Here is a 20,369-nt window from a genome sequence, read left to right as displayed (position 1 = left end):
ACTTTCGCATAAAATTAAGGAAGTATTTTATATTTGAAAGGGAATGTTTTGGAGAAAATCATAAAATAAGGTAAATTTGTGCCTCGATTTGAAGAAGTAAAAAAATAACAAACCATATAATGAAAAAAGAAATTCATCCCAATTACAGAGACGTTGTATTTTTGGATACTTCCAGTGACTATAAGTTTATCACCAAATCTACCATAGAGACTGGTGATACCATTACATGGGAAGATGGCAAGGATTATCCCCTGGTAAAGGTGGAAGTAAGTTCTGCGTCACATCCATTTTACACCGGCAAGAAAATGTTGTTGGATACTGCAGGTAGGGTAGAAAAATTCAACAGAAGGTACAAGAAAAATTAAATTCTTTAGGTTATTACCTGAGATTAAGTCTACCGGAAGCTTTATTCCGGTAGACTTTTTTATTTTTGTACCATGGATTACATCATGATGTTTGACGACCCCCGCAGCAGGGGTAATTTGCTACCCTTCACTTTCACCCGGCCTGTCGCAGATATCAGGGTCGGGATATTAAAAATCAGTGAGAAATGGCAAAACCGCCTGCAGGCAAAGCAGGTGGGGTTCCTGACCCAGGATTATCTACAATCAAAATACACTGTTATACGCGAACCAGCCTTATACATCAATGGGGCGTTGTGTCCGGATGATGATTTGGTAAATGCCATAGAAGCCTTGAAGAATAATGAATCCTTGTGGCACCATGACACCCTATTAGCCAGCCATTTGGATAAGCCTGAACAGTTTCAAACAGATCATTTGCCTCAGAAAAAAAAGGTAACCTATGAAAAAGATATTCAATTACTGAGTAGAAACTGGCACATATTCCAATGGAACGGCATCGAGATCAGCAAGGATTTTGATATTTTGACAAAAAGACGGGTCTCCTGGGGAACCGACGACCCTCATACCCACCTGTACAATGAGCCAAATATTTTTATTGAGAAAGGCGCAAAAATAAGGGCTGCCATACTCAATGCCACCAATGGTCCCATTTACATAGGTAAAAATGCAACAATCATGGAAGGAGCTTTGATCAGAGGGCCTTTTGCACTTTGTGAAGAAGCCACCATCAGTATGGGGGCAAAGATCAGGGAAAACTCCACCATTGGACCGAAATGTAAAGTGGGCGGAGAAGTATCCAATGTGGTCTTTATGGGGCATAGCAATAAATCCCATGATGGCTACATGGGCAATAGTGTGGTAGGAGAATGGTGTAATTTTGGAGCCAACACAGTAGTTTCCAATCTGAAAAACAACCACATGCCCGTTAAAGTCTGGGATTATACCAAGGGTGGTTTCAGCGATACCGGGCTACAGTTTTGCGGATCCATGGTAGCAGATCATGCCAAATTGGGTATAGGGTCCACATTGAACACCGGTACCGTTATTGGAGTAGGGGCCAATTTATTTGGCGAAGGTTTTCCCAGGAAATTTGTTTCCTCCTTTGCCTGGGGAGGAGCATCCGGATTTAGCACCTTTAAATTAATGCGGTTTGAAGAAACTGCGCAAAAAGCCATGGCTTTTAAAGGCATGGAGTTCGATGAAAAAGAAAGGGCTATATTACAACGGGTATTTGAACTCACCAGGCCCTACAGGATTTGGGACAAAGAATTTTAATGTAAAACACCATGCTTTTTTCATCTATCCCCGGACTTGGGGAAACCAAGCAGAAACTTATCCATGCGATTCAAAAGGATCACCTGGCTCATGCCTTACTTTTTCATGGAAAAGAAGGCAGCCCTAACCTGGCCATGGCTTTGGCCATGGCGACCTATATCCTTTGTAATCAGCCTGGAAAAGAGGATGCCTGCGGTAAGTGTGCTTCCTGTTTGAAAATGGCAAAACTGGTCCATCCGGATCTGAATTTTGCCATACCGCTTCCAGCTCCTACAAAAAAGCAAGAAAAAAAAGAGGATGATGATGAGCCTGACTTTCATGCCCTCTGGAGATCCTTCGCCTTGGAAAAAACTTATGGTAATTTTCAGGATTGGAGTGCACACCTGGGAATCAATAAACTGCTGAGCATATCCAAAGCTGCCGCACGACAGATTGTAAAAACCCTCTCGCTTAAATCCTTTGAGGGGGGCTATAAGATGATGTTGATCTGGGCACCAGAAACCCTAAACCTTTCTTCTGCCAATGCCTTACTTAAAATCCTGGAAGAACCACCTGTAAAAACCATATTCCTGATGGTCAGTCAGCAACCTGAAAATTTATTGACAACCATACTTTCCCGAACCCAAAAAATACATGTAAGAAATTTTACCGATGAGGAGATCCGTCAATTTCTGGAGGATCAATCCCTGGCCGATACACTGGCAGCCCAGCAGATTGCTCCACTCGCAGACGGCAATATGCGGGAAGCCCTTTTGTTATCCCAAAATGTGGTTGATAAAAATACCCTGCTTTTCAGGGATTGGCTGAGGGATTGTTACAAAGCTGATATTCAATCGCTCATAGCCTTTACGGAACAAATAAGCAGCACTAATAAGGAGCAGCAAAAGTCTCTGCTATTGACAGGCATCAATGTTATCAGAGAATCCCTGCTTAACAGAACACAATTAACAGATTTGATGAGGAGCAGCGAAGCTGACAGGGAATTCATTGTGAATTTTAGCAATACCGTGCTGAATGATGAAAAAATCATGGGAATTTATCGGGTTTTAAATGATGGGCACTACCACATTGAGAGGAATGGCAATCCCAAGATTCTCTTTCTAGACCTGGCTTTTAGTCTGGCGAGAATAATCCGGGCAGGTTAGTCCATAAAGCAGGTGAATAGCTCTTGTAAATAGTTGGAATGAGTTACCTTTGAGCCAATGGAAAAATCAATTATAGGGAGAAGAGAAAGGATCAGTCTTCCGGACTGGGACATCGGAAGGGTAAATGCTAAGGTAGATACCGGTGCCTACAATTGCACCATACATGTATCATCCGTAAATGAGGTACAACATGAAAAGGAGAATTTATTGGAATTCATTCCTCTGGATCCCCGCCATGGCTCCTATTCAGGAAAGAGAATTCGCACAGCAAAATATAAGGTAAAAAAAGTGAAAAATTCCTTCGGTCAGATGGAAAAGCGCTACCTGGTGCTTACCACCCTGATCATTGGAGAAGCTTCCTTTCAGGCGGCGTTTACCCTTTCCAACAGATCCAAGATGAAAAATGCCGTTTTGTTAGGTAGAAAAATCCTGAAAGGCAGGTTTTTGGTAGATGTGGATAAAGTTAATTTTGCCGGAAAGCCAAACAAAAATATATAGAAATGAAAATAGCCGTATTGTCCCGAAATGCCAACCTGTATTCTACCAAAAGGTTGATGCAGGCCATTCGGGAAGCCGGGCATGAAGCCATGGTAATCGACCACTCCGCCTGCGATTTGATTATTGAACAAAATGGTCCATATATCCTTTATAAGGGAGAAAAACTCACTTCAATTGATGCCATTATCCCCAGAATAGGGGCTTCTGTAACTTTTTATGGAACGGCAGTGGTCCGGCAGTTCGAATTGATGGGGGTTTTTTCTGCGGTGGAGTCACAGGCTATTGTACGCAGCAGGGATAAATTGAGGTCTTTACAAATTTTATCCAGAGAAGGTTTGGGCATGCCAAAAACAGCCTTTACCAATTTTTCGAAAGGGGGTGAAAAACAACTGGTAGAAATGGTGGGAGGAGCGCCGCTTATCATCAAGCTGCTGGAGGGTACCCAGGGTCTGGGTGTGGTATTGGCTGAAACCAGAAAGGCCAGCCAATCCGTCATTGAAGCCTTTCATGGGCTTAAAGCCCGGATTATTGTACAAGAGTTTATCAAGGAAGCCAAAGGAGCAGATATCCGGGCCTTTATAGTAAATAACAGGGTGGTAGGAGCCATGAAACGGCAGGGAGCAGAAGGAGAATTCCGTTCCAACCTGCATCGAGGTGGTAAAGCAGAGGTCATTCAACTTAGCAGGCTTGAAAAATCAGCCGCTTTAAATGCTGCCAAGGCACTGGGACTCTCAGTAGCGGGAGTAGATATGCTGCAATCTGATCGGGGTCCATTGATATTGGAAGTAAACAGCTCCCCCGGTCTGGAAGGCATAGAAAAAGCTACAGGCATCAATATTGCCGGTAAGATCATTTCCTACATAGAAAATGCGGTAGAGAAAAAAACGACAAAGAGAAAAAACGGACAGTAATGAATCCAATTCGCATAGGAACACGGGGCAGCAAGCTGGCGCTATTCCAGGCCCATCATGTCGCAGACTTATTGACAAGGCAGGGGATCTCATCGGAAATTGTAATCATAGAAACCAAGGGAGACAAAGTCCTGGACGTGGCCATTTCAAAAATTGGGAGCAAGGGGGTATTTACGGAAGAATTAGAAAACCAGTTGGCTGAAGGCAATGTAGACATTGCGGTACATAGTGCCAAAGATTTGCCTTCCCGGCTTCCTGAAGGCTTCGAAGTTATTGCTTTTACGGAACGGGAAAAGGTGAATGATGTCATCATTAGCCACCGGAAAAATTTTCCTGATCTCAACAACAATGAAAAACCAATCCTTCTGGGCACTTCTTCGACCAGAAGGATCGCTACATTAAAACATTATTATCCACACGTAAAGACCACAGATATCAGGGGTAACTTACAGACCAGAATTGCCAAAATGGAAAATGGCATCTGTGACGGGCTCTTGTTGGCCTATGCAGGCGTGCACCGCATGGGGTATGATCAGCTGATCCGGAAAGAGTTGAATTTACAGCAGTTTATTCCGGCAGTGGGTCAGGGCAGTATTGGCATAGAAGCCCACCGACTCCTTCCATTTGAGATTAAAAAGGCCATTACCAATGCCGTCAACCATTCTTCCACATCAGCCTGCCTGAGGGCAGAACGAAGTTTTTTGAAAGTTTTGGAAGGAGGATGCAGTATTCCTGCCTTTGCCCTGGCCCAATGGAAAGAAGGCCAATTGGAATTGAAGGGAGGGCTGATGTCACTGGACGGGAAAAACAGGCTATTTGACTGCTTCACTGGCTCCGAACAGCAGGCTGAAAGCCTGGGTCAGCAACTTGCCGATAGTATCCTGGCCAGGGGGGGAGATCGAATGTTACAAGAAATCAAGAAAACACTGAATGAATAGGTTAAGAATAATCCGGGCAGCAGGCTTTCTGGCCTGTCTTTCACTTATGGTCTCCTGCGCCTCAGAAAAGGATTACCTGGTAACCATCGATACCAGATTTGGAAAAATGTACGCCGTTTTATACGATGAAACCCCAGGGCATAAAGAAAATTTTATTGACCTGGCCAGTTCAGGCCGGTACGATTCCACCGAGTTTCACAGGATCATTGATGATTTTATGATTCAGGGAGGAGATGTCTTTACCAAAGAGGGCATTCCGAAAGAGGATTGGTACACCCTGCCGGCGGAGTTTAATCCTTCCCTGATCCATGAGAAAGGGAGCATAGCCGCAGCCAGACAAGGGGATAACCTCAATCCAAAACAGGAATCCAGTGGCTGCCAATTTTACATTGTGGAAGGCAGGGTATATGAAGAACCTGAGCTTACTACAGACATGCGGAAACTCCAGCAAGCATTTACCAAATACGTTCAGCTGGATAGCAATACCGAATTAAGAGAAGCTTATGGTCAACTATATAGTAATCAACAATTTGACAGTTTAAATGCGCTAATGCTTTCCAAAAAAGTAGTGATGGAACAATTTTTTAACTTAAATTTGGGAAAAGACATGAGAGAAAACCAAGTCAGGGCCTACACCAGTGTAGGAGGAACTCCCCATTTGGACGATACCTATACGGTTTTTGGAAAGGTGATCAAGGGGCTGGATGTAATGGAAGCGATAACGCAACTGGAAAAAGGATCAAATGACAAACCTGTTACTCCTGTTTACATCAAAGTAAATGTTGAATTAGTTGCTAAGAAGAAAATATCGGAAGATTATGGATATCAATATCCTGAAGAGTAAGAAACCAAAAATATTAATTACAGGGGCCAATGGCCTGCTGGGACAAAAGATTGTCAAGAAGATTCTTATTGATGGAAAATATGAAGCCATAGCAACTGGAATAGGATCTTGCAGGTTACCGGGTGAATGGGATGGTTATGACTACGAAGAGATGGACATTACCGATAGCAGGGAGGTAATGCAGGTTTTTAATATCTATTCCCCTCAGTACGTAATCCATGCAGCTTCGATGACAGATGTGGACAGGTGTGAGGTCAGCAGGCACAATTGTTATGAACAAAATGTGAAAGCTACGATGAATATCATTAAGGCTTGCAGCCAAAGCCAATCACACCTTATTTTTATTTCCACAGATTTTATTTTTGATGGCAAAAACGGCCCGTATGATGAAGATGATAAACCCAACCCATTAAATTACTATGGCCAGACAAAATTGGAAACGGAATCTGCGGTCAGGCAATACCCCTTTGATTGGTCCATCGTAAGAACAAACCTGGTATATGGCATCTCCCATGACATGAGCCGTTCGAATATCATTCTTTGGGTCAAAAAAGGGCTGGAACAAGGCAAGACACTTGAACTGGTAGACGATCAGTTCCGAACCCCAACACTGGCAGAGGATCTGGCAGAAGGCTGCTTACTTATCGTGGCCAAAAAAGCCAGAGGAATTTTTAATATATCCGGGGAGGAGTTACTCACCCCTTATGATATGGCAAAAATGACAGCCAATTTTTTCCATCTGGACACAAAAAAAATCAAAAAAACAGATTCCAGTCATTTTGGTCAGGTAGCAATCAGGCCTTTAAGAACCGGGCTAATCATTTCAAAAGCCAAAGAAATTCTGGGTTTTAGCCCAAAAAGTTTTGCAGAAGGAATTGGTATTATGGCAAAACAAATTAAATTAGCCGATTATAAAACCTGACATTCTTTTTTCTTTTGTACATCACACAACTCATTTAACAATATGCAAAAATCTAATAAAACACCCTCCAGAGGGCAATGGGGATCCTCATTTGGTTTTATAATGGCTGCGGGAGGTTCCGCTGTAGGTTTAGGTAATATTTGGCGATTTCCCTATATCACCGGACAAAATGGAGGAGGGGCATTTGTTTTTGTTTATGTGCTTTGTGTCTTATTGATAGGACTTCCCCTGCTCCTCAATGAAATTGCCTTGGGTAGAAAATCAGGTAGAAATCCAGTTGGAGCAATTAAGGAAACAGGAGGTAGCAAATTTTGGCAATCTGCAGGTGTGTTATGTGTCATGGTTTGTTTTGCGGTATTGAGTTATTATTCTGTCATAGCAGGATGGACCATTGGTTATATTTTTACTGAATTGATCAACATACCGGTAGATTTTGAAGATTTTGTCCAAACTCCCCTATATGTGATCCCCCTGTGCATGGTGTTCATACTCATGACCATCAGTGTAGTATTGGGAGGGATCTCTGGTGGAATTGAAAAGGCAGCTAAGTTTTTGATGCCGGTATTGTTTATAATCATCATCCTGATTGCGGCCAGGGCGGTTACCCTTCCCGGAGCAGGGGCAGGGATAGAGTATTACCTTTCGCCTGATTTCACTAAAATCAATGGAAAAGTAATCCTTTCTGCCCTGGGGCAGGCATTCTTTAGTCTGTCTGTTGGTTGGGGATTGATGATCACCTTTGGGTCTTACTTACCTAAAAACAACAATGTTATCCGTTCATCGGGTTGGATAGCCGGAATGGATAGCATGGTGGCATTAATGGGAGGCTTAATGATCTTCCCGGCGCTGTTTGCGCTATTGCCGGGAGTCAGTCCGGATGAAGGCCCCGCTTTGGTTTTCAATGTACTACCAAGGGTGTTTGATCAGATCGAACCCTTCGGTAACATCATTGGAGGCATGTTTTTTCTCCTATTGCTGGTAGCAGCCCTTACATCGAGCATTTCCATGTTGGAAGTACCAGTAGCTTATTTCATCGATGAAAGAAAATGGTCCAGGAAAAAAGCTGCGTGGACCATAGGTCTTGCAGCCATGGTACTTAGTATCCCCTCTTCCCTGGCGGCAGTAAATGGCAATTTTTTCAATAAAATGGGATTTAATTTCTTTGGAAAGCAGATCACGGGATTTTTCGATTTAATGGATTTCTTTTTTGGTACTTTAGCGATTGTAGTGATTTGTCTGATGCTTAGCCTTTACACCGGTTGGGTGAAAAACATTAAAGAATATGCCTCAGAACTTTCTATGGGTGCTGTTTCATTTGAAGGCTTTCCCAAAAAAGCGTGGATCTTTTTCATCAAATGGATTTGTCCCATTGTGATTATTCTTGTATTGTTAAATATGGTGGGTGTTTTTGGAGAGCCAGGCGAAGGAGGATAAGACCATATGGCATAAAAAAAATGGCAACCCATCAGTGGGTTGCCATTTTTTTTCAATCAGGATAAAACAACAGTCAGTGGCCAATTACCAGGACCGGGGATAATCCATGGAATTGTCTTCTTCACTATCTGAGGACGAATCATTGTAAGTCCTGGTTTTGGGCTGTGATATGGGTTTCACCGGCACCTCTTTATTTCTCTTTGGGGCGGACCTGTCGTCCAACATGGAGTAAAGTTCCTCCCTGCTCACCGAATTAATTTTGCTGGATTTGGAAGCTTCTTCTACTTCCTGAGTCTGCAAAACCTGAATTCCGCTATTGATTTGGGCACCCTTATGGATAAAAATGGAACTTGTTTTGATATTGCCGGAAACCTTAGCATTCGCATAAATGGTGGTTTCTCCCTTGATGTACAAATCACCGACTACTTCTCCACTAATACTGATTTCCTCTGCAATAATATCACCGGTAATGGAGGCTTTTTCTCCTACTACCACTCTTTTATCGGTACGGATACTCCCTACTAATATACCATCTGCGCGGATATCGCTTTTGGATATAATGTCACCTGTTAGCTCAAAGCCCAGTGACAAAACCGTCACTTTTCCTACATTTGGTTCTTCGTTCTGTTGCTTATTGGATCCAAATTTCATATGATTATTCTTCTTTTTCTTGCTTGAATGTTGTAAGGATAGTTGAGCTATTGCCCAGATCTAATCCCACAGCCTTATCTTTAGCTCCTCCACCAATGGCCAAACTGTTGTAGCAATAACCAATTGATGCCATTTGTTCCGGAGCATCGGGAACATGCACATTCAACAAGCCATCAAATTCATCCCTGAAAAGATTTACCAATTCAACATAATTGGCGCCTCCTCCGGCCAAATAAAGATCAGCGGATTTAGAAAAATCACTATCTGAAAAAGCTTTCCTAATGGAAGGTGAAATAACGTCATTGTAATATTGTATGATCACCTGCTTGCGCAATTCCCTTAAATCTAAACGCTTCCTGTTTAATATAATTGTACCTTCACTAAAGTATTGATCGATCTGATGTTCGGTTTTCAGATCCAGGTAATTGTCTTTTTGAAGTTCCCTGGTAATCAGGTTAATGGCATATCGGAGTCCAAATGTAGACACACTGGACCGCTGTACCAGCCCCCCTTCTGTACTTAGTATGGCCTCCATGGTACCATAGCCCAGACTGATCATGAAGAAATTTTTAGGGGCATCGCTGTACATTTGCCGGACGGCCATGCTACACCCTACCACTTCCGGAATTACAGCTACCCTATCCACTTCTACTGCCATTTTTTTGCGGCCTCCCCCACCAAATGTCTGGGTGTCGTATTCTATAATATGTTCATTTTCCAATAAGCGATAGGCATTCTCTTTAAATACCTGAAATGTAGAAAAAGGAAAACCCGTGGTCACAGTAATGGGACTGCCCAACTTCTGGGAAGCCAAAAGCAGCCCGGCTTTCAAAAATATCCTGTAATCGATTTCTTCCGGTGAACTGTTGATATTTCTGTGAGGTGATGTACCTTCGGACAATGCCAAATCCCCAACCAGGTAACCAATATTATCGTGATAAATTTTTAGCCCTGAGACCAAATCCTTTGCCACGTTCCTGAGTTCAAGATTACTACTTTCCAATACACTGGGGTACTTTATTACTTCTATCATGGAATTTTTATTTGCTTTTATCTTTTATAAAACAATTTACCAAGTTCTTTTTCCAATATAATATTAAAAATTGTCAAGACCTTAGAAAGTTAAACAAACCACCTCTTCAAGGATACAGGTATCTACAAACTTAATTATTTTTCATCAATATATTAAGGAAGCAGGTGACTAACCTTCTCTTTAAAGACAAATTAAAGGAACCTTTGCGAAATAACAAGCTACTCCTGCAAGTTTATGCCCGTAATTTTGTATTTCATATTATTTCAAGCAATTTTGTACCCTGTCAACATGAAAATTCAATGCCAATTTGGTGTTCTCAGCAATTCAACCCTGATTCATTTAATGCTGTTTCTAAACTTAAAAGGATCTCCCATGAAAAAGGTGATTAAAATTAACCTTGTTCTACTAATTTTCCAGCTTGTTTTCACCCAAACGCAGGCACAGGAATTTTCCATTGGTCCCAAAATTGGAATATCTCAGGGTAATATTTCCGTTACCGGGACTGACTTTAATAAAGGAAATGAAAAATTAGGTTACCATGCCGGCCTATTTGCCCGATTGGGTGGCAACCGTATTTATATTCAACCTGAGGTTTTGTATACCAACACAGGGGGAGAATTTGAAAACACTCAGGGAAACAACACCATTACCTACACGGCTAGTTTCGATAGAATTGATGTGCCACTGATGGCCGGATTTAAAATAGCCAGGTTTTTCCGGGTTCAGGCCGGCCCTGTCACTACCTTCATTATTGATAGTCAATTTACCGACTCAGGTAATTCAAACGGTCCCGATCCGGATTATAACAGTACAACTTTAGGGTATCAGGCAGGAATAGGTTTCGATATTGCCAATATGATTTTAGACTTTAAGTATGAAGGGGCATTGGGTAAACACGCAGATGCCATCGCAGCGCTTTCTACAGACCAAAGGCAAAACCAATTGATGCTTTCCCTTGGCATTCGCCTGTTTTAATAGTAAAAAATCTTTAGCGGGCTTCTCCTATCTGGTCCAAAAACATCCTGGACTTTTCGTTTGATTTTTTGTATTGGCTGGGAGTCATACCCGTGACTTTTTTAAATTGGCCAGAGAAATGCTGCACGCTACTATAATCCAAACTCCATGCGATTTCACTGATATTCAGGGTTTCATAACTCAGCCACTCCTTTGCCTTTTCTATCTTTAGTCCGATAAAATATTGTTCAATGGACATACCCTCAAAACTACTGAAAAGCTGACTTAATCTGCTATAGGGTAGTCCTGTCTTTTGGGATAGTAACTCTGAAAGAGGTGCTTCTCGCTTTAGGTCACCTTCTCCTTCCAGCAAATCAATTAAAGCGAGTTTAGTCGTTTCCACCCAAACCGATTCTCTTGATCTGGCAAGAGCAAAGCCCAAAACCGCCAATTTCTCCTCAAATGCCTTTAAAAATAATTCCTCAGGGGTATGAGAAAACAGCACCTGACCAAGCTCCACCCGGTCAAAATCCACTTTCATGCTTTTTAGTAAGCCCTCTACAGCCATGACACACCTGGGGCAAACCATGTTTTTTATCCCTACTTTATGCATGCTTCCAAAACAAAGATCGGGGAAAATAAATTTCAAATGTTAATAAATGGCCTGCCCACAAGCAAAAAAAGCTGCCCGAAGGCAGCTTTTTCTAATTTTTAGTGGCTAAATTAATGTTAAAGGGCAGAAATGTAATTTCCAAACCCACTTTTATCAGAAACTTTGAAGGAAATGTTTTGCAAGGATCCTATTTTTTCAAACTTAAATTTTTTACCAAATGTATCTCCGACGATTGGTTCTTCAAAGACCAATTTCCCATTGTCAAAAATCTCCAGCTTCTTTTCAGTTCCATCCAAATTTTTCAAAACAAAGGCCAGGGTTTGATTATCCAGTACCTGTACTTTAGCAAAATAGGTCTTTTCAACACTTTTAGGACCTAGGAAAACATCAAAATCTTCCAACTTACCTGACTCAGCAGTAAAGACTTCCACCTGATAATTTCCCAAATCCAATTTGTTTAAATCATAGTTTTTGAAAAACACTTTCTCAGATTCGATCACATCCCGGAAAATCACCCTGTTGTTGTCATTTTTTATCGCTACAGTAATTTTTCCTTCCGGAATACCCATGTATTTCAATTGAAATTTGTTTTCACCCACTTTTTCCAGGGTGACGATGGGATTCTCCACTGGTGCTGTCGCGAAGGCTGATGCACTTAAAGATAAAACGAGTAATGTTACAATAATTAATCTCATGGTAATAAATTTTTAAAGGTTTAGAAACTTTTAAAACCTCTTCCCGGGTACTTCCCGAAAAATTTTTGTTTGAGGCTAATTATTTTGGGCGGGTAATTGAATCACTTACGTAAGTATGACACAAATGTAATGGAGTAGATTCTCTATTGCAAATATCTCAATAAAAATATATTAAAATTAACTATTAGATAATATTAAGTATAAAATATTATTTATTTCGAAATTGCAAACAAGGACTGCTAACTGACAAAAAACAATGAATAGGGGTTATTTTTAAACCCTAATATCGCAATTAAACAAAATTATATTTTTTTTAGGGTTTGAATTATTCAAAAAAATGAAATAATATTAAAACCAGAAAGAGAATTACCTTATTTTTACTCTAAACCCTTGAATTTCAATTTATAAAAAATATTATACTCCCTTTCCACCTGAGGTTCGAGATTATCATTCACATAAATAAAGCCCTTTTCATCCCCAAAATCCAGGGCACCCGGTACCGGAAGCCCGTCTAAAACCCCTATTTGCTTCCCTTCTTCCACGATCATATAATAGGGTTTGACATAGGCATCCATTGCTGCTTTAAATTCGGGCGTATCATAATATTGTTCCGATCCTGACCGAAGCTGCGTCATGATATCTATGGGAATCCTGGTTTTAAATTCCACAAGTAGCCGCTCCCCCACGTATCTCAGATCGGTAAATCCGGGATAACTTTGGTAATTACTCTCTCCGGGAATTTCTTCAGGTACATCCTCCGGCCGGTACCGATGCTGCAGCGCTACCTCATGCTTCAGTTCAGGATTTTCACCGGAATAATCATAAACAAACAATTGATTTCCTTTAGCTGGCAGTACTGCCATTTCATCCTTAGCTCTGTGGTAAGCCACTATAGGCTGACTCTGTCCCACAAATCTACCTTCCTTCCTTGGTACCCAGTTTTCAGGATAGGTCTCCAGGAGTTGGAGATTTTCCCCCTCCAGTTCATATGAAAATACCGTTTTTACCTTTTCATAATAGGAAGCTGTTTGTCTTTCATCCCTTTCAATATCTTCAGGATTAAACAGATTCTGCTCCTGCCCGATCAATATTCGACTATCTCCCTTAGTGAAGCCCTTGAAGAAGGTCCGGTGGGAATACATGGACATGGCAAAAATATCGATATGGATCGGAGGTAGTAAGCGTGTTTTTTCTCCTTTCATATTGTATACATGGTATCCATTAAATAGGCCCTGAGCTACCCAATGGTCATTGTCCAGAAAGCCATAGCCAAAGGCACCATTTGAGCCCAGACCATCAGGACCTTCATGCAAAACGTCATAAACATGTAAAACCTTGCCATCCTCAGCGATCAGATAGGGTTTCCTGCTTTTTGTTCCTCTCATGAGATATTGCTTTTTCTCCTCATGGAAATCATCTATGACCAATACCTCCAGTTCGTCTACCAGGATACTATCGACCAGCTCAAGGTTCAGTTTATGCAAAGGTCCGGTCTGCACGGATTGCTTGTCGTAGGAACAGCCCACAATTCCTGCAAGCAATAGGAAAAAACTACATAAAGATTTCACAGGCATATTTGTAAGTCAGATCGAATCATTTCATCGGCCGGTCCTTTCTCCACAAAAAGACCGGTAAAGCCAGGAAAACCCCTACCATACTAAATAGCAGGCCTCCAATGGTTCCGATAGCCAAAGAAAACCAAAAAATCTCATTCTGCCCCTCCATCACAAAAGGAATCAACCCAAAACAGGTAGACAATACGGTCAATAAGATAGGGGTAGCCTTACCAGCCACCGCCTTTAATACATTTCTATTATATGTTCCTACTACCCTATTGTTCAAATCATTGACAATAAAAATAGCTGCATTGACCGCCAGTCCTCCCAACATCACAAAGGCCGCATAGCCACCCTGATCAAAGTAAAAATCAAATACCGAAAAAATAAGGAACAAACCTATGAAAGAAATGGGTATGATGAAAATAATAAAGAGCGGTTGCTTGAAATTTTCAAACAATATGGAACAAATAAAGAAAATCCCCAATACCAATACCAGTAACAGGCCGTATTGCCTTTTGGCTTGTTCGTAGTTCCAGGAATAGGTTTGCCGACTTGCACTATATCCTATAGGCATGCTGGCCTTCATTTCTTCCAACACCTCATCCAGGTATTCTCCCCCAAATTTTGCCGAACCCATATAATCAAAGGAAACCAGCCGTATGTATTGGCGGTCTTCCTTGTGCAAGGCATTGGTGGTGGTTTCCTTATGAAGTGATCCGAAGCCGGACACCTTAAAGATCCTGTCTTCTCCGGTGATGAGGCTGCTGTTCTCCAAATCGAATCTGGAAAAACGGTCTGAAAGCTTCTCTCTTACTACTGTCCCGTATTGCACTGCTGCTACATCCAGATACAAAGAGGGCTGTTCATGCCGGGACATGTCATTGAGCGCATTGACCAACTCATACTGGTTGGCTCCTGCCATGGCCAAACGCTGCTGGTCAAGGCGCAAGACGTATTCTTCGGTTTTCTGCTCTCCATAACTCAGCCTTTCATTGGTGTTCACTTCCTGTATCCGACGATGCGACAAAAGCTTTTCTGCCAAAATCTCTGCTTGTTTTTCCAATTCCGTAAAGTTGTACCCCCTCAGTTCTGCCCGAAAAGAGGGAATGCCTTCCCCTCCCGGCCCGGTATAAAAGCCCTGCCCCACCCCGTAGATGTTCCAGCGTACACCACTCCAGTCGGTAGATTTCATGGCCAGTTTCCCCTTAAGCCTGTAAGGGAGGGCTGAGGTCTCGTGTGCTTCTTTAAAGGTAATCTCGATCCTGGCACTTTGTCCGGAATTGACTGTGGTTACAAACTTATCTATCCCTTCCACTCCTTTGAGGTAGGCTTCAAATTCCCTGATGATAAAATCCATCTGATCCAGGGTATTGCCAAAGGGTAAACTGGCATTGACGTACAAGCGCGTCCTTTCGGCTTCCCTGTAAGCTGATTTTTCGAAAACTCCCCGAACAAACATTCTCAGGGTACCGCCAAGCGCCTTGTCCACATAAGGTCGGATCTCCTCCTGATATACCGTGCTGCCCACCGTATTGTTATACCATTCCTTATCTTCCCATTTTGCCGGAAGGTAAAAGATGGGTAAACCAAAAAGTAGCAGCAGCACCATCACAAAGGCTTTCCGGTACCGGGCAAAAAATGAGATGGTACCTGAAAACATGTTGAATGCCCTGACCCTTTTTCTCAGCTTCTTGACAGACAGTTTCCTTCCCCTAACCTGGGCATTACCAAAAAGCAAATCATAAATGGCGGGGGTAAACAACAAAGCCACCAAGAGGGAATTGGCCAACATCACCGCCACAACAATAGAAAATTCGCCCAGGTTTTTACGATCCTCCTCAGGCAACAAAAACACCATCAACAAGGCCGCAATGGTAGTGAGTGAAGCCGCCAGCAATGCCAAAAACACCTTCCTGTTTTTATGCTTGTGCAAATGGTCTATCATGATAATGGCATTGTCTACTATCAACCCAAACGAAATGGTAAGCCCTGCCAGAGAGTACAGGTGGATGTCTACACCGAGGAGATATAAAATAATGGCGGTAAGGCTTACATTTACCAAAATACCCAGAAACAAGCTGAGCAGGTAGCGGAGGTTCCTATTGATCAAAAATATAAATACGATCAAAATCAGGATGGAAAGCCCTGATCTCTTGTAAATTTTTTGCAGCTCTTTTTCCAGAAATGAGGTATTGTCAAATTCCAACCTCACATCGATTCCTTCCGGAAGTAGTGCCTTGGATGCGTCTACCTTTTCCTTGATATTTTGTGCCAGCAACACCTTGTTTACTCCCTCACGGCTGTTAATGGTCAGGTTCACGGAATTATTGCCATTGATCCTATAGTAGCGCTGAGGTGCTGCCTCTTCCATGGTCAGGGTAGCGAGGTCCTTTAGGAAAATGTCTTTCCCATTGATCCTCCTAATAAGCAGGTTTTCCAATGCCTCCAGACTATGAAGGGAGCGATCTATTTCCAGAAAGAGTGACTCGCCGGATACATTCATTGCCAGCCCCGGGTAGTTTTTCCCAAAAGAATTTCTCAGCTTATTTTCCAAAAAAGTCCTGGATAATTGAAATGCCTGCAGTTTCTTGATATCATAGGTTACATACAGGTACAATTCATTGGCGCCTCTTACCTCCATTTCCTCGATCTCCTCTATCCTGTTCAGCGTGGACACCAAAACATCCTCCGTTATTTTTTTTATTTCAAAGGAAGCAAATGGGCCATTTATACTGTAGGTGAGGATGGGGCTTTTTTCCTGTATATTCCTTTGTGAGGACTGGGTAACGATGGGGTAACTCACTTTGCTGTCCATAGAGGGGTAAACCTGCCGGATCAGGGCTGCCACCTCAAATTTCTTGTATTCCATATCGGTTTGCTTATCAAACCGAAGCTGAATAGATCCCTGATCGTAATTGGAAACAGAGGTCGTCTTTTTAAGTTCTGATAGTTGGGAGAGTGCACCTTCAAGGGGTGAGGTAGCCAATTTTTCTACCAGCTCCGGAGAAGCACTCCTTACCGAAAAACTGATATTCAATACCGGCTCCTTTTCTCTGGGATTGAGGTCCACAGAAAGCTCGGGAAGTAGTGCAAATCCGATGATGGAGACTACAAAAAAGGCAATGACCAGGCGAAATGGTGTCATTCTTTAGGGGTTAAATATAAAATATTGGCCTTATACATGCTTTCAGCCTTTCATGGTAAACCACGGGATATAATTTTCCTTCTGCCATCAAGCAGCCGGAATCTCACAGGGTTGATAATCATCCCGCTACGTGTCCCTACCCTCATGCTCGATTTCATAGAAATAAAAAACGACATGGTCCGATTCTTCTTCCACTTTGGGCAGGTGCATATTCCGATAAGCAAACAATCTACCGCCCTTGTACCTAAAATCAACGTCTAAATGCCCTTCCCATAACTTCTTACCATCTTTTATAAGCTGGTAGTAGGGGATTTTATATTGCTTACGAAGGGCGGAAAACTCCGGACCCCCGACCACATTTTTTGGCAAGGCATCCACCTTTTCCCGTGGCGCTGCGCCATGATAAGCCGTCATCAAAAAACCATTGGATTGATACAAACCCACATAACTAGATGCCGCCAGTTCATTGAAAAACCGATCGAAAGCTTCCGCTTTGGGAGAAGCGGGATCAATCTGCACATACACATCTCCGGGTTCTAAATGTATGGTATCTTGCAATTCCAGCTCCGGAAACGAATATTGGTAAATCTCCGGTGAATAGGAGAACAAGAGGTAAATGGTATCACCGTCTCTTATAGAAAAAGGTGCGGTTTCCCTGTATTCCCCCTTATTTTTTATCATTTGGCAGGAAGCAGGAATGTATTGACGGGCAAGGATCTTTTCCTGTTCCAGGTCATATACCGTTAGAAAGGGAAATTGGGATAAAAAGTCTTCCTGCTCGAACATTTCCCGGGAAAAGTTATCCGGATAAATATTAGTGAACAGGGCCCCATCAGTAATTAGATTGGCATGACCTCCTATAGCTGTATTGGTAAAAACCGCAAATGGGCTGTCTTTGGAATCGATCAAATTCAAAGACAAATCATAGCTGTAAAATCCTTGATGCGTAAGAATCAGTACCTCATTATACCCATGGTAATGGGCAGAAATAAAAGACGATCCGTATCCATCTTTAATGTCTCCGGTAAGGTTCCTGGCAAGCAGTATTTGTCCCTTACTGTCTACCCTGACCATCTCTTTCCTTTGAAAATCAAACATCAGAAATTCCGACCGGTCAGGCTTTATGTCCATGATTTTGAGTTCTCCCAGGTAATCAACCACCAAACTATCAGTGATCACAAATCGGGGCTCAACAACATCACCTGTTTTATTGCCCTGGTTGTCTCCGTTGCAGGAAAGGTTGATACCTATGATCGCAACAATCAGGGCCAATTGGGAAAGGGTTTTGGAGAGCATATTCAAGGTGCAAATACGAATTTAATCTTAAATCAGATACTCATTAAAACTAAATAAATAATTTTTAAAATAAAAATTATTTTGCTTTTTTTAAGCCTAAATAAAAAAAGGGCAGCCATTCCTTACGGATGGCTACCCTTAATGCCTGTGTGAACGGCTAGCAACTACAAACTACTTCGCATAATTTACAGACCGCATCTCACGGATCACCGTGATCTTAATTTGTCCGGGATACTGCATTTCTTTTTCTATTTTTTGAGATATCTCGAAAGAGAGGCGACCTGCAGTCGTATCATCCACATTATCCGCATCTACCAAAACCCGCAACTCCCTGCCTGCCTGCATGGCAAAGCATTTGTTGACTCCATCAAAGCTCAATGCCAGGTCTTCCAGGTCCTTGAGCCTTTTGATATAGCTGTCCATGATCTCTCTTCGGGCTCCGGGCCTGGAACCGGAAATGGCATCACAAGCTTGCACAATGGGTGATAGCATGGAGGTCATTTCTATCTCATCATGGTGAGCGCCTATGGCATTGATGACTTCCGGATGTTCTTTGTATTTCTTGGCCAACTCCATCCCTAAAATGGCATGTGGCAATTCTGCTTCTTCAGGATAAACCTTTCCGATGTCATGCAGCAGTCCGGCCCTTTTGGCCAGTTTGGCATTGATCCCCATTTCTGCAGCCATGGTAGCACAGAGCTTGGCCACTTCCCTGGAGTGTTGCAGCAGGTTCTGTCCATAGGAGGAGCGAAAACGCATCCTGCCTACCATCTTGATCAATTCCGGATGTAAGCCATGGATGCCCAGGTCAATACAGGTTCTTTCTCCGATCTCTATGATCTCTTCATCAATATTCTTTTCTGTTTTGGCCACCACTTCCTCTATTCGGGCAGGATGTATCCTACCATCCTGTACCAACCTGTGCAAGGACAAACGGGCCACCTCTCTTCGTACCGGATCAAAACCAGAAATGATTATGGCCTCAGGCGTATCGTCCACCACTATTTCGATTCCTGTAGCAGCTTCCAACGCACGGATATTTCTACCTTCCCTACCGATGATCTTTCCCTTGACATCATCACTTTCAATGTTGAATACAGAAACACAGTTCTCAATCGCATGTTCTGTAGCAGTCCGCTGAATGGTGTCGAGTACAATCTTCTTGGCCTGCTTGGTGGCACTTAGCTTGGCCTGGTCCAGAATGTCCTTGATGTGGGAAGATGCCTTGGTAGCTGCTTCATCTTTCAGCATTTCTATGAGCTGATCCCTGGCTTCCTCCCGGGTCAGCAAAGCTACTTTTTCCAGATCGGTGATCCTTTGCTGGGTCACCTTATCCAACTCATCCTTCCGAACCTGTACCGCATGCAATTGGGCACTTAAATTTTCCTTTTTACTGTCCAGCTCAGCTTCTTTTCGCTTGAGCTGCTCCATCTCCTTGGATAAAACCTGTTCTCTTTGCTTGAGCTTGTTTTCGTTGGTAATCAGGATGTTTTTCTTTTTGCCAACCTCGTCTTCAAACTCAGATTTCAATCGAAGGTATTTTTCCTTGGCTTCCAGGATTTTATCCTTCTTAAGTCCTTCTGCCGTAATCTCGGCTTCTCTAACGATACTCTTGGCCTTTTCCCGGGCTTCAGCTTCTAATTTTTTGCTGTTGTTTTTGATAAACAGTCCTGCCAGCAGGGCACCCAGCAAAATGCCGACCGCTCCTGATAAAATGATGTATATTGGAATTCCCATAGATATATTTGAGTTTATCTACCGGAAAAAATCGCTGTCCGCTGAGATGGGTGAAAAGCTGCTATAATTTAAAGTATGGTTTCAAGGCGTTGGTTTACCTGCAGGATCACATTTTTAACCTGCTCACTGCCCTCGGTATGATCTTCATTTAACTCCATAGACTCTACCATGCAATCAAACGCCACCATGGCCAACAGGTCCTGCCGGTCCTCTAGTCCAAATTCTTCCCTGTACTTTTTAATTTTATCGTTAATTAATTTTCCAACCCGTCTGATTCTGGCTTCCTCATCGGCCTTCACTTTCATAGGATATTCCCTATCTCCTATTTTTATTCTGATCGAAAGTGTATCCATA

At 42.5% G+C, this 20,369-nt stretch carries 19 protein-coding genes; 10 read left to right on the top strand and 9 right to left on the bottom strand.

Features of this window, described 5'->3' with window-relative positions; translation table 11 throughout:
* Positions 1-119: 119 nt before the first annotated feature.
* The 9 genes from GL182_RS03255 to GL182_RS03215 all read left to right on the top strand — a co-directional run bounded on the left by GL182_RS03255 (position 120) and on the right by GL182_RS03215 (position 8,332).
* The gene (locus tag GL182_RS03255) at positions 120-365 is read left to right on the top strand and encodes a type B 50S ribosomal protein L31 (RefSeq protein ID WP_163378111.1); all 246 of its coding nucleotides are present in this window, start codon (positions 120-122) and stop codon (positions 363-365) included.
* Positions 366-437: 72 nt separating this feature from the next.
* The gene (locus GL182_RS03250) at positions 438-1,640 is read left to right on the top strand and encodes a putative sugar nucleotidyl transferase (RefSeq protein WP_163378110.1); all 1,203 of its coding nucleotides are present in this window, start codon (positions 438-440) and stop codon (positions 1,638-1,640) included.
* Between the two features lie 11 nt (positions 1,641-1,651).
* A complete protein-coding gene (locus GL182_RS03245; protein WP_163378109.1) occupies positions 1,652-2,785 on the top strand; it encodes an ATP-binding protein in 1,134 nt (377 codons plus the stop codon).
* Between the two features lie 57 nt (positions 2,786-2,842).
* A complete protein-coding gene (locus GL182_RS03240) occupies positions 2,843-3,283 on the top strand; it encodes an ATP-dependent zinc protease (protein WP_163378108.1) in 441 nt (146 codons plus the stop codon).
* 2 nt (positions 3,284-3,285) lie between these two features.
* Positions 3,286-4,194 (top strand): 30S ribosomal protein S6--L-glutamate ligase, encoded by a 909-nt coding sequence (rimK, locus tag GL182_RS03235; protein ID WP_163378107.1) that lies wholly within the window; start codon positions 3,286-3,288, stop codon positions 4,192-4,194.
* On the top strand, positions 4,194-5,132 hold the full coding sequence (gene hemC, locus GL182_RS03230) for a hydroxymethylbilane synthase (RefSeq protein WP_163378106.1): 939 nt from the start codon (positions 4,194-4,196) through the stop codon (positions 5,130-5,132). The genes rimK and hemC overlap by 1 nt, the downstream gene beginning before the upstream one ends.
* Positions 5,125-5,976 carry a peptidylprolyl isomerase gene (locus GL182_RS03225; RefSeq protein ID WP_163378105.1) on the top strand — a complete coding sequence of 284 codons (852 nt, stop codon included), beginning with the start codon at positions 5,125-5,127 and terminating at the stop codon, positions 5,974-5,976. The genes hemC and GL182_RS03225 overlap by 8 nt, the downstream gene beginning before the upstream one ends.
* The gene (locus tag GL182_RS03220) at positions 5,951-6,898 is read left to right on the top strand and encodes an SDR family oxidoreductase (RefSeq protein WP_163378104.1); all 948 of its coding nucleotides are present in this window, start codon (positions 5,951-5,953) and stop codon (positions 6,896-6,898) included. The genes GL182_RS03225 and GL182_RS03220 overlap by 26 nt, the downstream gene beginning before the upstream one ends.
* A 42-nt stretch (positions 6,899-6,940) precedes the next feature.
* Complete coding sequence (locus tag GL182_RS03215; RefSeq protein ID WP_163378103.1) at positions 6,941-8,332, top strand: sodium-dependent transporter; 1,392 nt, start codon at positions 6,941-6,943, stop codon at positions 8,330-8,332.
* A gap of 84 nt (positions 8,333-8,416) precedes the next feature.
* Here the strand turns inward: GL182_RS03215 and GL182_RS03210 are convergent, their stop codons facing one another.
* Positions 8,417-8,983 (bottom strand): polymer-forming cytoskeletal protein, encoded by a 567-nt coding sequence (locus GL182_RS03210; protein ID WP_163378102.1) that lies wholly within the window; start codon positions 8,981-8,983, stop codon positions 8,417-8,419.
* A 4-nt stretch (positions 8,984-8,987) separates the two neighbouring features.
* Positions 8,988-10,037, bottom strand: a complete 1,050-nt coding sequence (locus GL182_RS03205; RefSeq protein ID WP_317167783.1) for a ParM/StbA family protein — start codon at positions 10,035-10,037, stop codon at positions 8,988-8,990.
* Between the two features lie 351 nt (positions 10,038-10,388).
* Between GL182_RS03205 and GL182_RS03200 the strand changes: the two genes are divergently transcribed.
* Positions 10,389-10,991, top strand: a complete 603-nt coding sequence (locus GL182_RS03200; protein WP_163378100.1) for a porin family protein — start codon at positions 10,389-10,391, stop codon at positions 10,989-10,991.
* A 13-nt stretch (positions 10,992-11,004) separates the two neighbouring features.
* Here the strand turns inward: GL182_RS03200 and GL182_RS03195 are convergent, their stop codons facing one another.
* From GL182_RS03195 to GL182_RS03165, 7 genes are all read right to left on the bottom strand, one after another.
* Entirely contained in the window at positions 11,005-11,583 is a 579-nt protein-coding gene (locus GL182_RS03195) for a helix-turn-helix domain-containing protein (RefSeq protein ID WP_163378099.1), read from the bottom strand.
* A 116-nt stretch (positions 11,584-11,699) separates the two neighbouring features.
* Positions 11,700-12,278 (bottom strand): hypothetical protein, encoded by a 579-nt coding sequence (locus GL182_RS03190; protein ID WP_163378098.1) that lies wholly within the window; start codon positions 12,276-12,278, stop codon positions 11,700-11,702.
* 377 nt (positions 12,279-12,655) lie between these two features.
* The gene (locus GL182_RS03185; protein ID WP_163378097.1) at positions 12,656-13,852 is read right to left on the bottom strand and encodes a hypothetical protein; all 1,197 of its coding nucleotides are present in this window, start codon (positions 13,850-13,852) and stop codon (positions 12,656-12,658) included.
* A gap of 19 nt (positions 13,853-13,871) precedes the next feature.
* A complete protein-coding gene (locus GL182_RS03180) occupies positions 13,872-16,982 on the bottom strand; it encodes an efflux RND transporter permease subunit (RefSeq protein WP_163378096.1) in 3,111 nt (1,036 codons plus the stop codon).
* Between the two features lie 126 nt (positions 16,983-17,108).
* Complete coding sequence (locus GL182_RS03175; protein ID WP_163378095.1) at positions 17,109-18,278, bottom strand: hypothetical protein; 1,170 nt, start codon at positions 18,276-18,278, stop codon at positions 17,109-17,111.
* Between the two features lie 171 nt (positions 18,279-18,449).
* Positions 18,450-20,015 (bottom strand): ribonuclease Y, encoded by a 1,566-nt coding sequence (gene rny / locus GL182_RS03170; protein ID WP_163378094.1) that lies wholly within the window; start codon positions 20,013-20,015, stop codon positions 18,450-18,452.
* Positions 20,016-20,083: 68 nt separating this feature from the next.
* The gene (locus GL182_RS03165; RefSeq protein ID WP_163378093.1) at positions 20,084-20,368 is read right to left on the bottom strand and encodes a cell division protein ZapA; all 285 of its coding nucleotides are present in this window, start codon (positions 20,366-20,368) and stop codon (positions 20,084-20,086) included.
* Position 20,369 lies beyond the last annotated feature (1 nt).

The organism is Cyclobacterium sp. SYSU L10401, from assembly GCF_010993705.1.
Classification (GTDB): domain Bacteria; phylum Bacteroidota; class Bacteroidia; order Cytophagales; family Cyclobacteriaceae; genus Cyclobacterium.
This window is presented reverse-complemented; position numbering and strand designations above follow the sequence as displayed.

Coding starts and splice junctions, on each gene's coding strand:
- GL182_RS03255 (WP_163378111.1), top strand. CDS start 120: ATGAAAAAAGAAATTCATCCCAATTACAGAGACGTTGTATTTTTGGAT.
- GL182_RS03250 (WP_163378110.1), top strand. CDS start 438: ATGGATTACATCATGATGTTTGACGACCCCCGCAGCAGGGGTAATTTG.
- GL182_RS03245 (WP_163378109.1), top strand. CDS start 1,652: ATGCTTTTTTCATCTATCCCCGGACTTGGGGAAACCAAGCAGAAACTT.
- GL182_RS03240 (WP_163378108.1), top strand. CDS start 2,843: ATGGAAAAATCAATTATAGGGAGAAGAGAAAGGATCAGTCTTCCGGAC.
- rimK (WP_163378107.1), top strand. CDS start 3,286: ATGAAAATAGCCGTATTGTCCCGAAATGCCAACCTGTATTCTACCAAA.
- hemC (WP_163378106.1), top strand. CDS start 4,194: ATGAATCCAATTCGCATAGGAACACGGGGCAGCAAGCTGGCGCTATTC.
- GL182_RS03225 (WP_163378105.1), top strand. CDS start 5,125: ATGAATAGGTTAAGAATAATCCGGGCAGCAGGCTTTCTGGCCTGTCTT.
- GL182_RS03220 (WP_163378104.1), top strand. CDS start 5,951: ATGGATATCAATATCCTGAAGAGTAAGAAACCAAAAATATTAATTACA.
- GL182_RS03215 (WP_163378103.1), top strand. CDS start 6,941: ATGCAAAAATCTAATAAAACACCCTCCAGAGGGCAATGGGGATCCTCA.
- GL182_RS03210 (WP_163378102.1), bottom strand. CDS start 8,983: ATGAAATTTGGATCCAATAAGCAACAGAACGAAGAACCAAATGTAGGA.
- GL182_RS03200 (WP_163378100.1), top strand. CDS start 10,389: ATGAAAAAGGTGATTAAAATTAACCTTGTTCTACTAATTTTCCAGCTT.
- GL182_RS03195 (WP_163378099.1), bottom strand. CDS start 11,583: ATGCATAAAGTAGGGATAAAAAACATGGTTTGCCCCAGGTGTGTCATG.
- GL182_RS03190 (WP_163378098.1), bottom strand. CDS start 12,278: ATGAGATTAATTATTGTAACATTACTCGTTTTATCTTTAAGTGCATCA.
- GL182_RS03185 (WP_163378097.1), bottom strand. CDS start 13,852: ATGCCTGTGAAATCTTTATGTAGTTTTTTCCTATTGCTTGCAGGAATT.
- GL182_RS03180 (WP_163378096.1), bottom strand. CDS start 16,982: ATGACACCATTTCGCCTGGTCATTGCCTTTTTTGTAGTCTCCATCATC.
- GL182_RS03175 (WP_163378095.1), bottom strand. CDS start 18,278: ATGCTCTCCAAAACCCTTTCCCAATTGGCCCTGATTGTTGCGATCATA.
- rny (WP_163378094.1), bottom strand. CDS start 20,015: ATGGGAATTCCAATATACATCATTTTATCAGGAGCGGTCGGCATTTTG.
- GL182_RS03165 (WP_163378093.1), bottom strand. CDS start 20,368: ATGGATACACTTTCGATCAGAATAAAAATAGGAGATAGGGAATATCCT.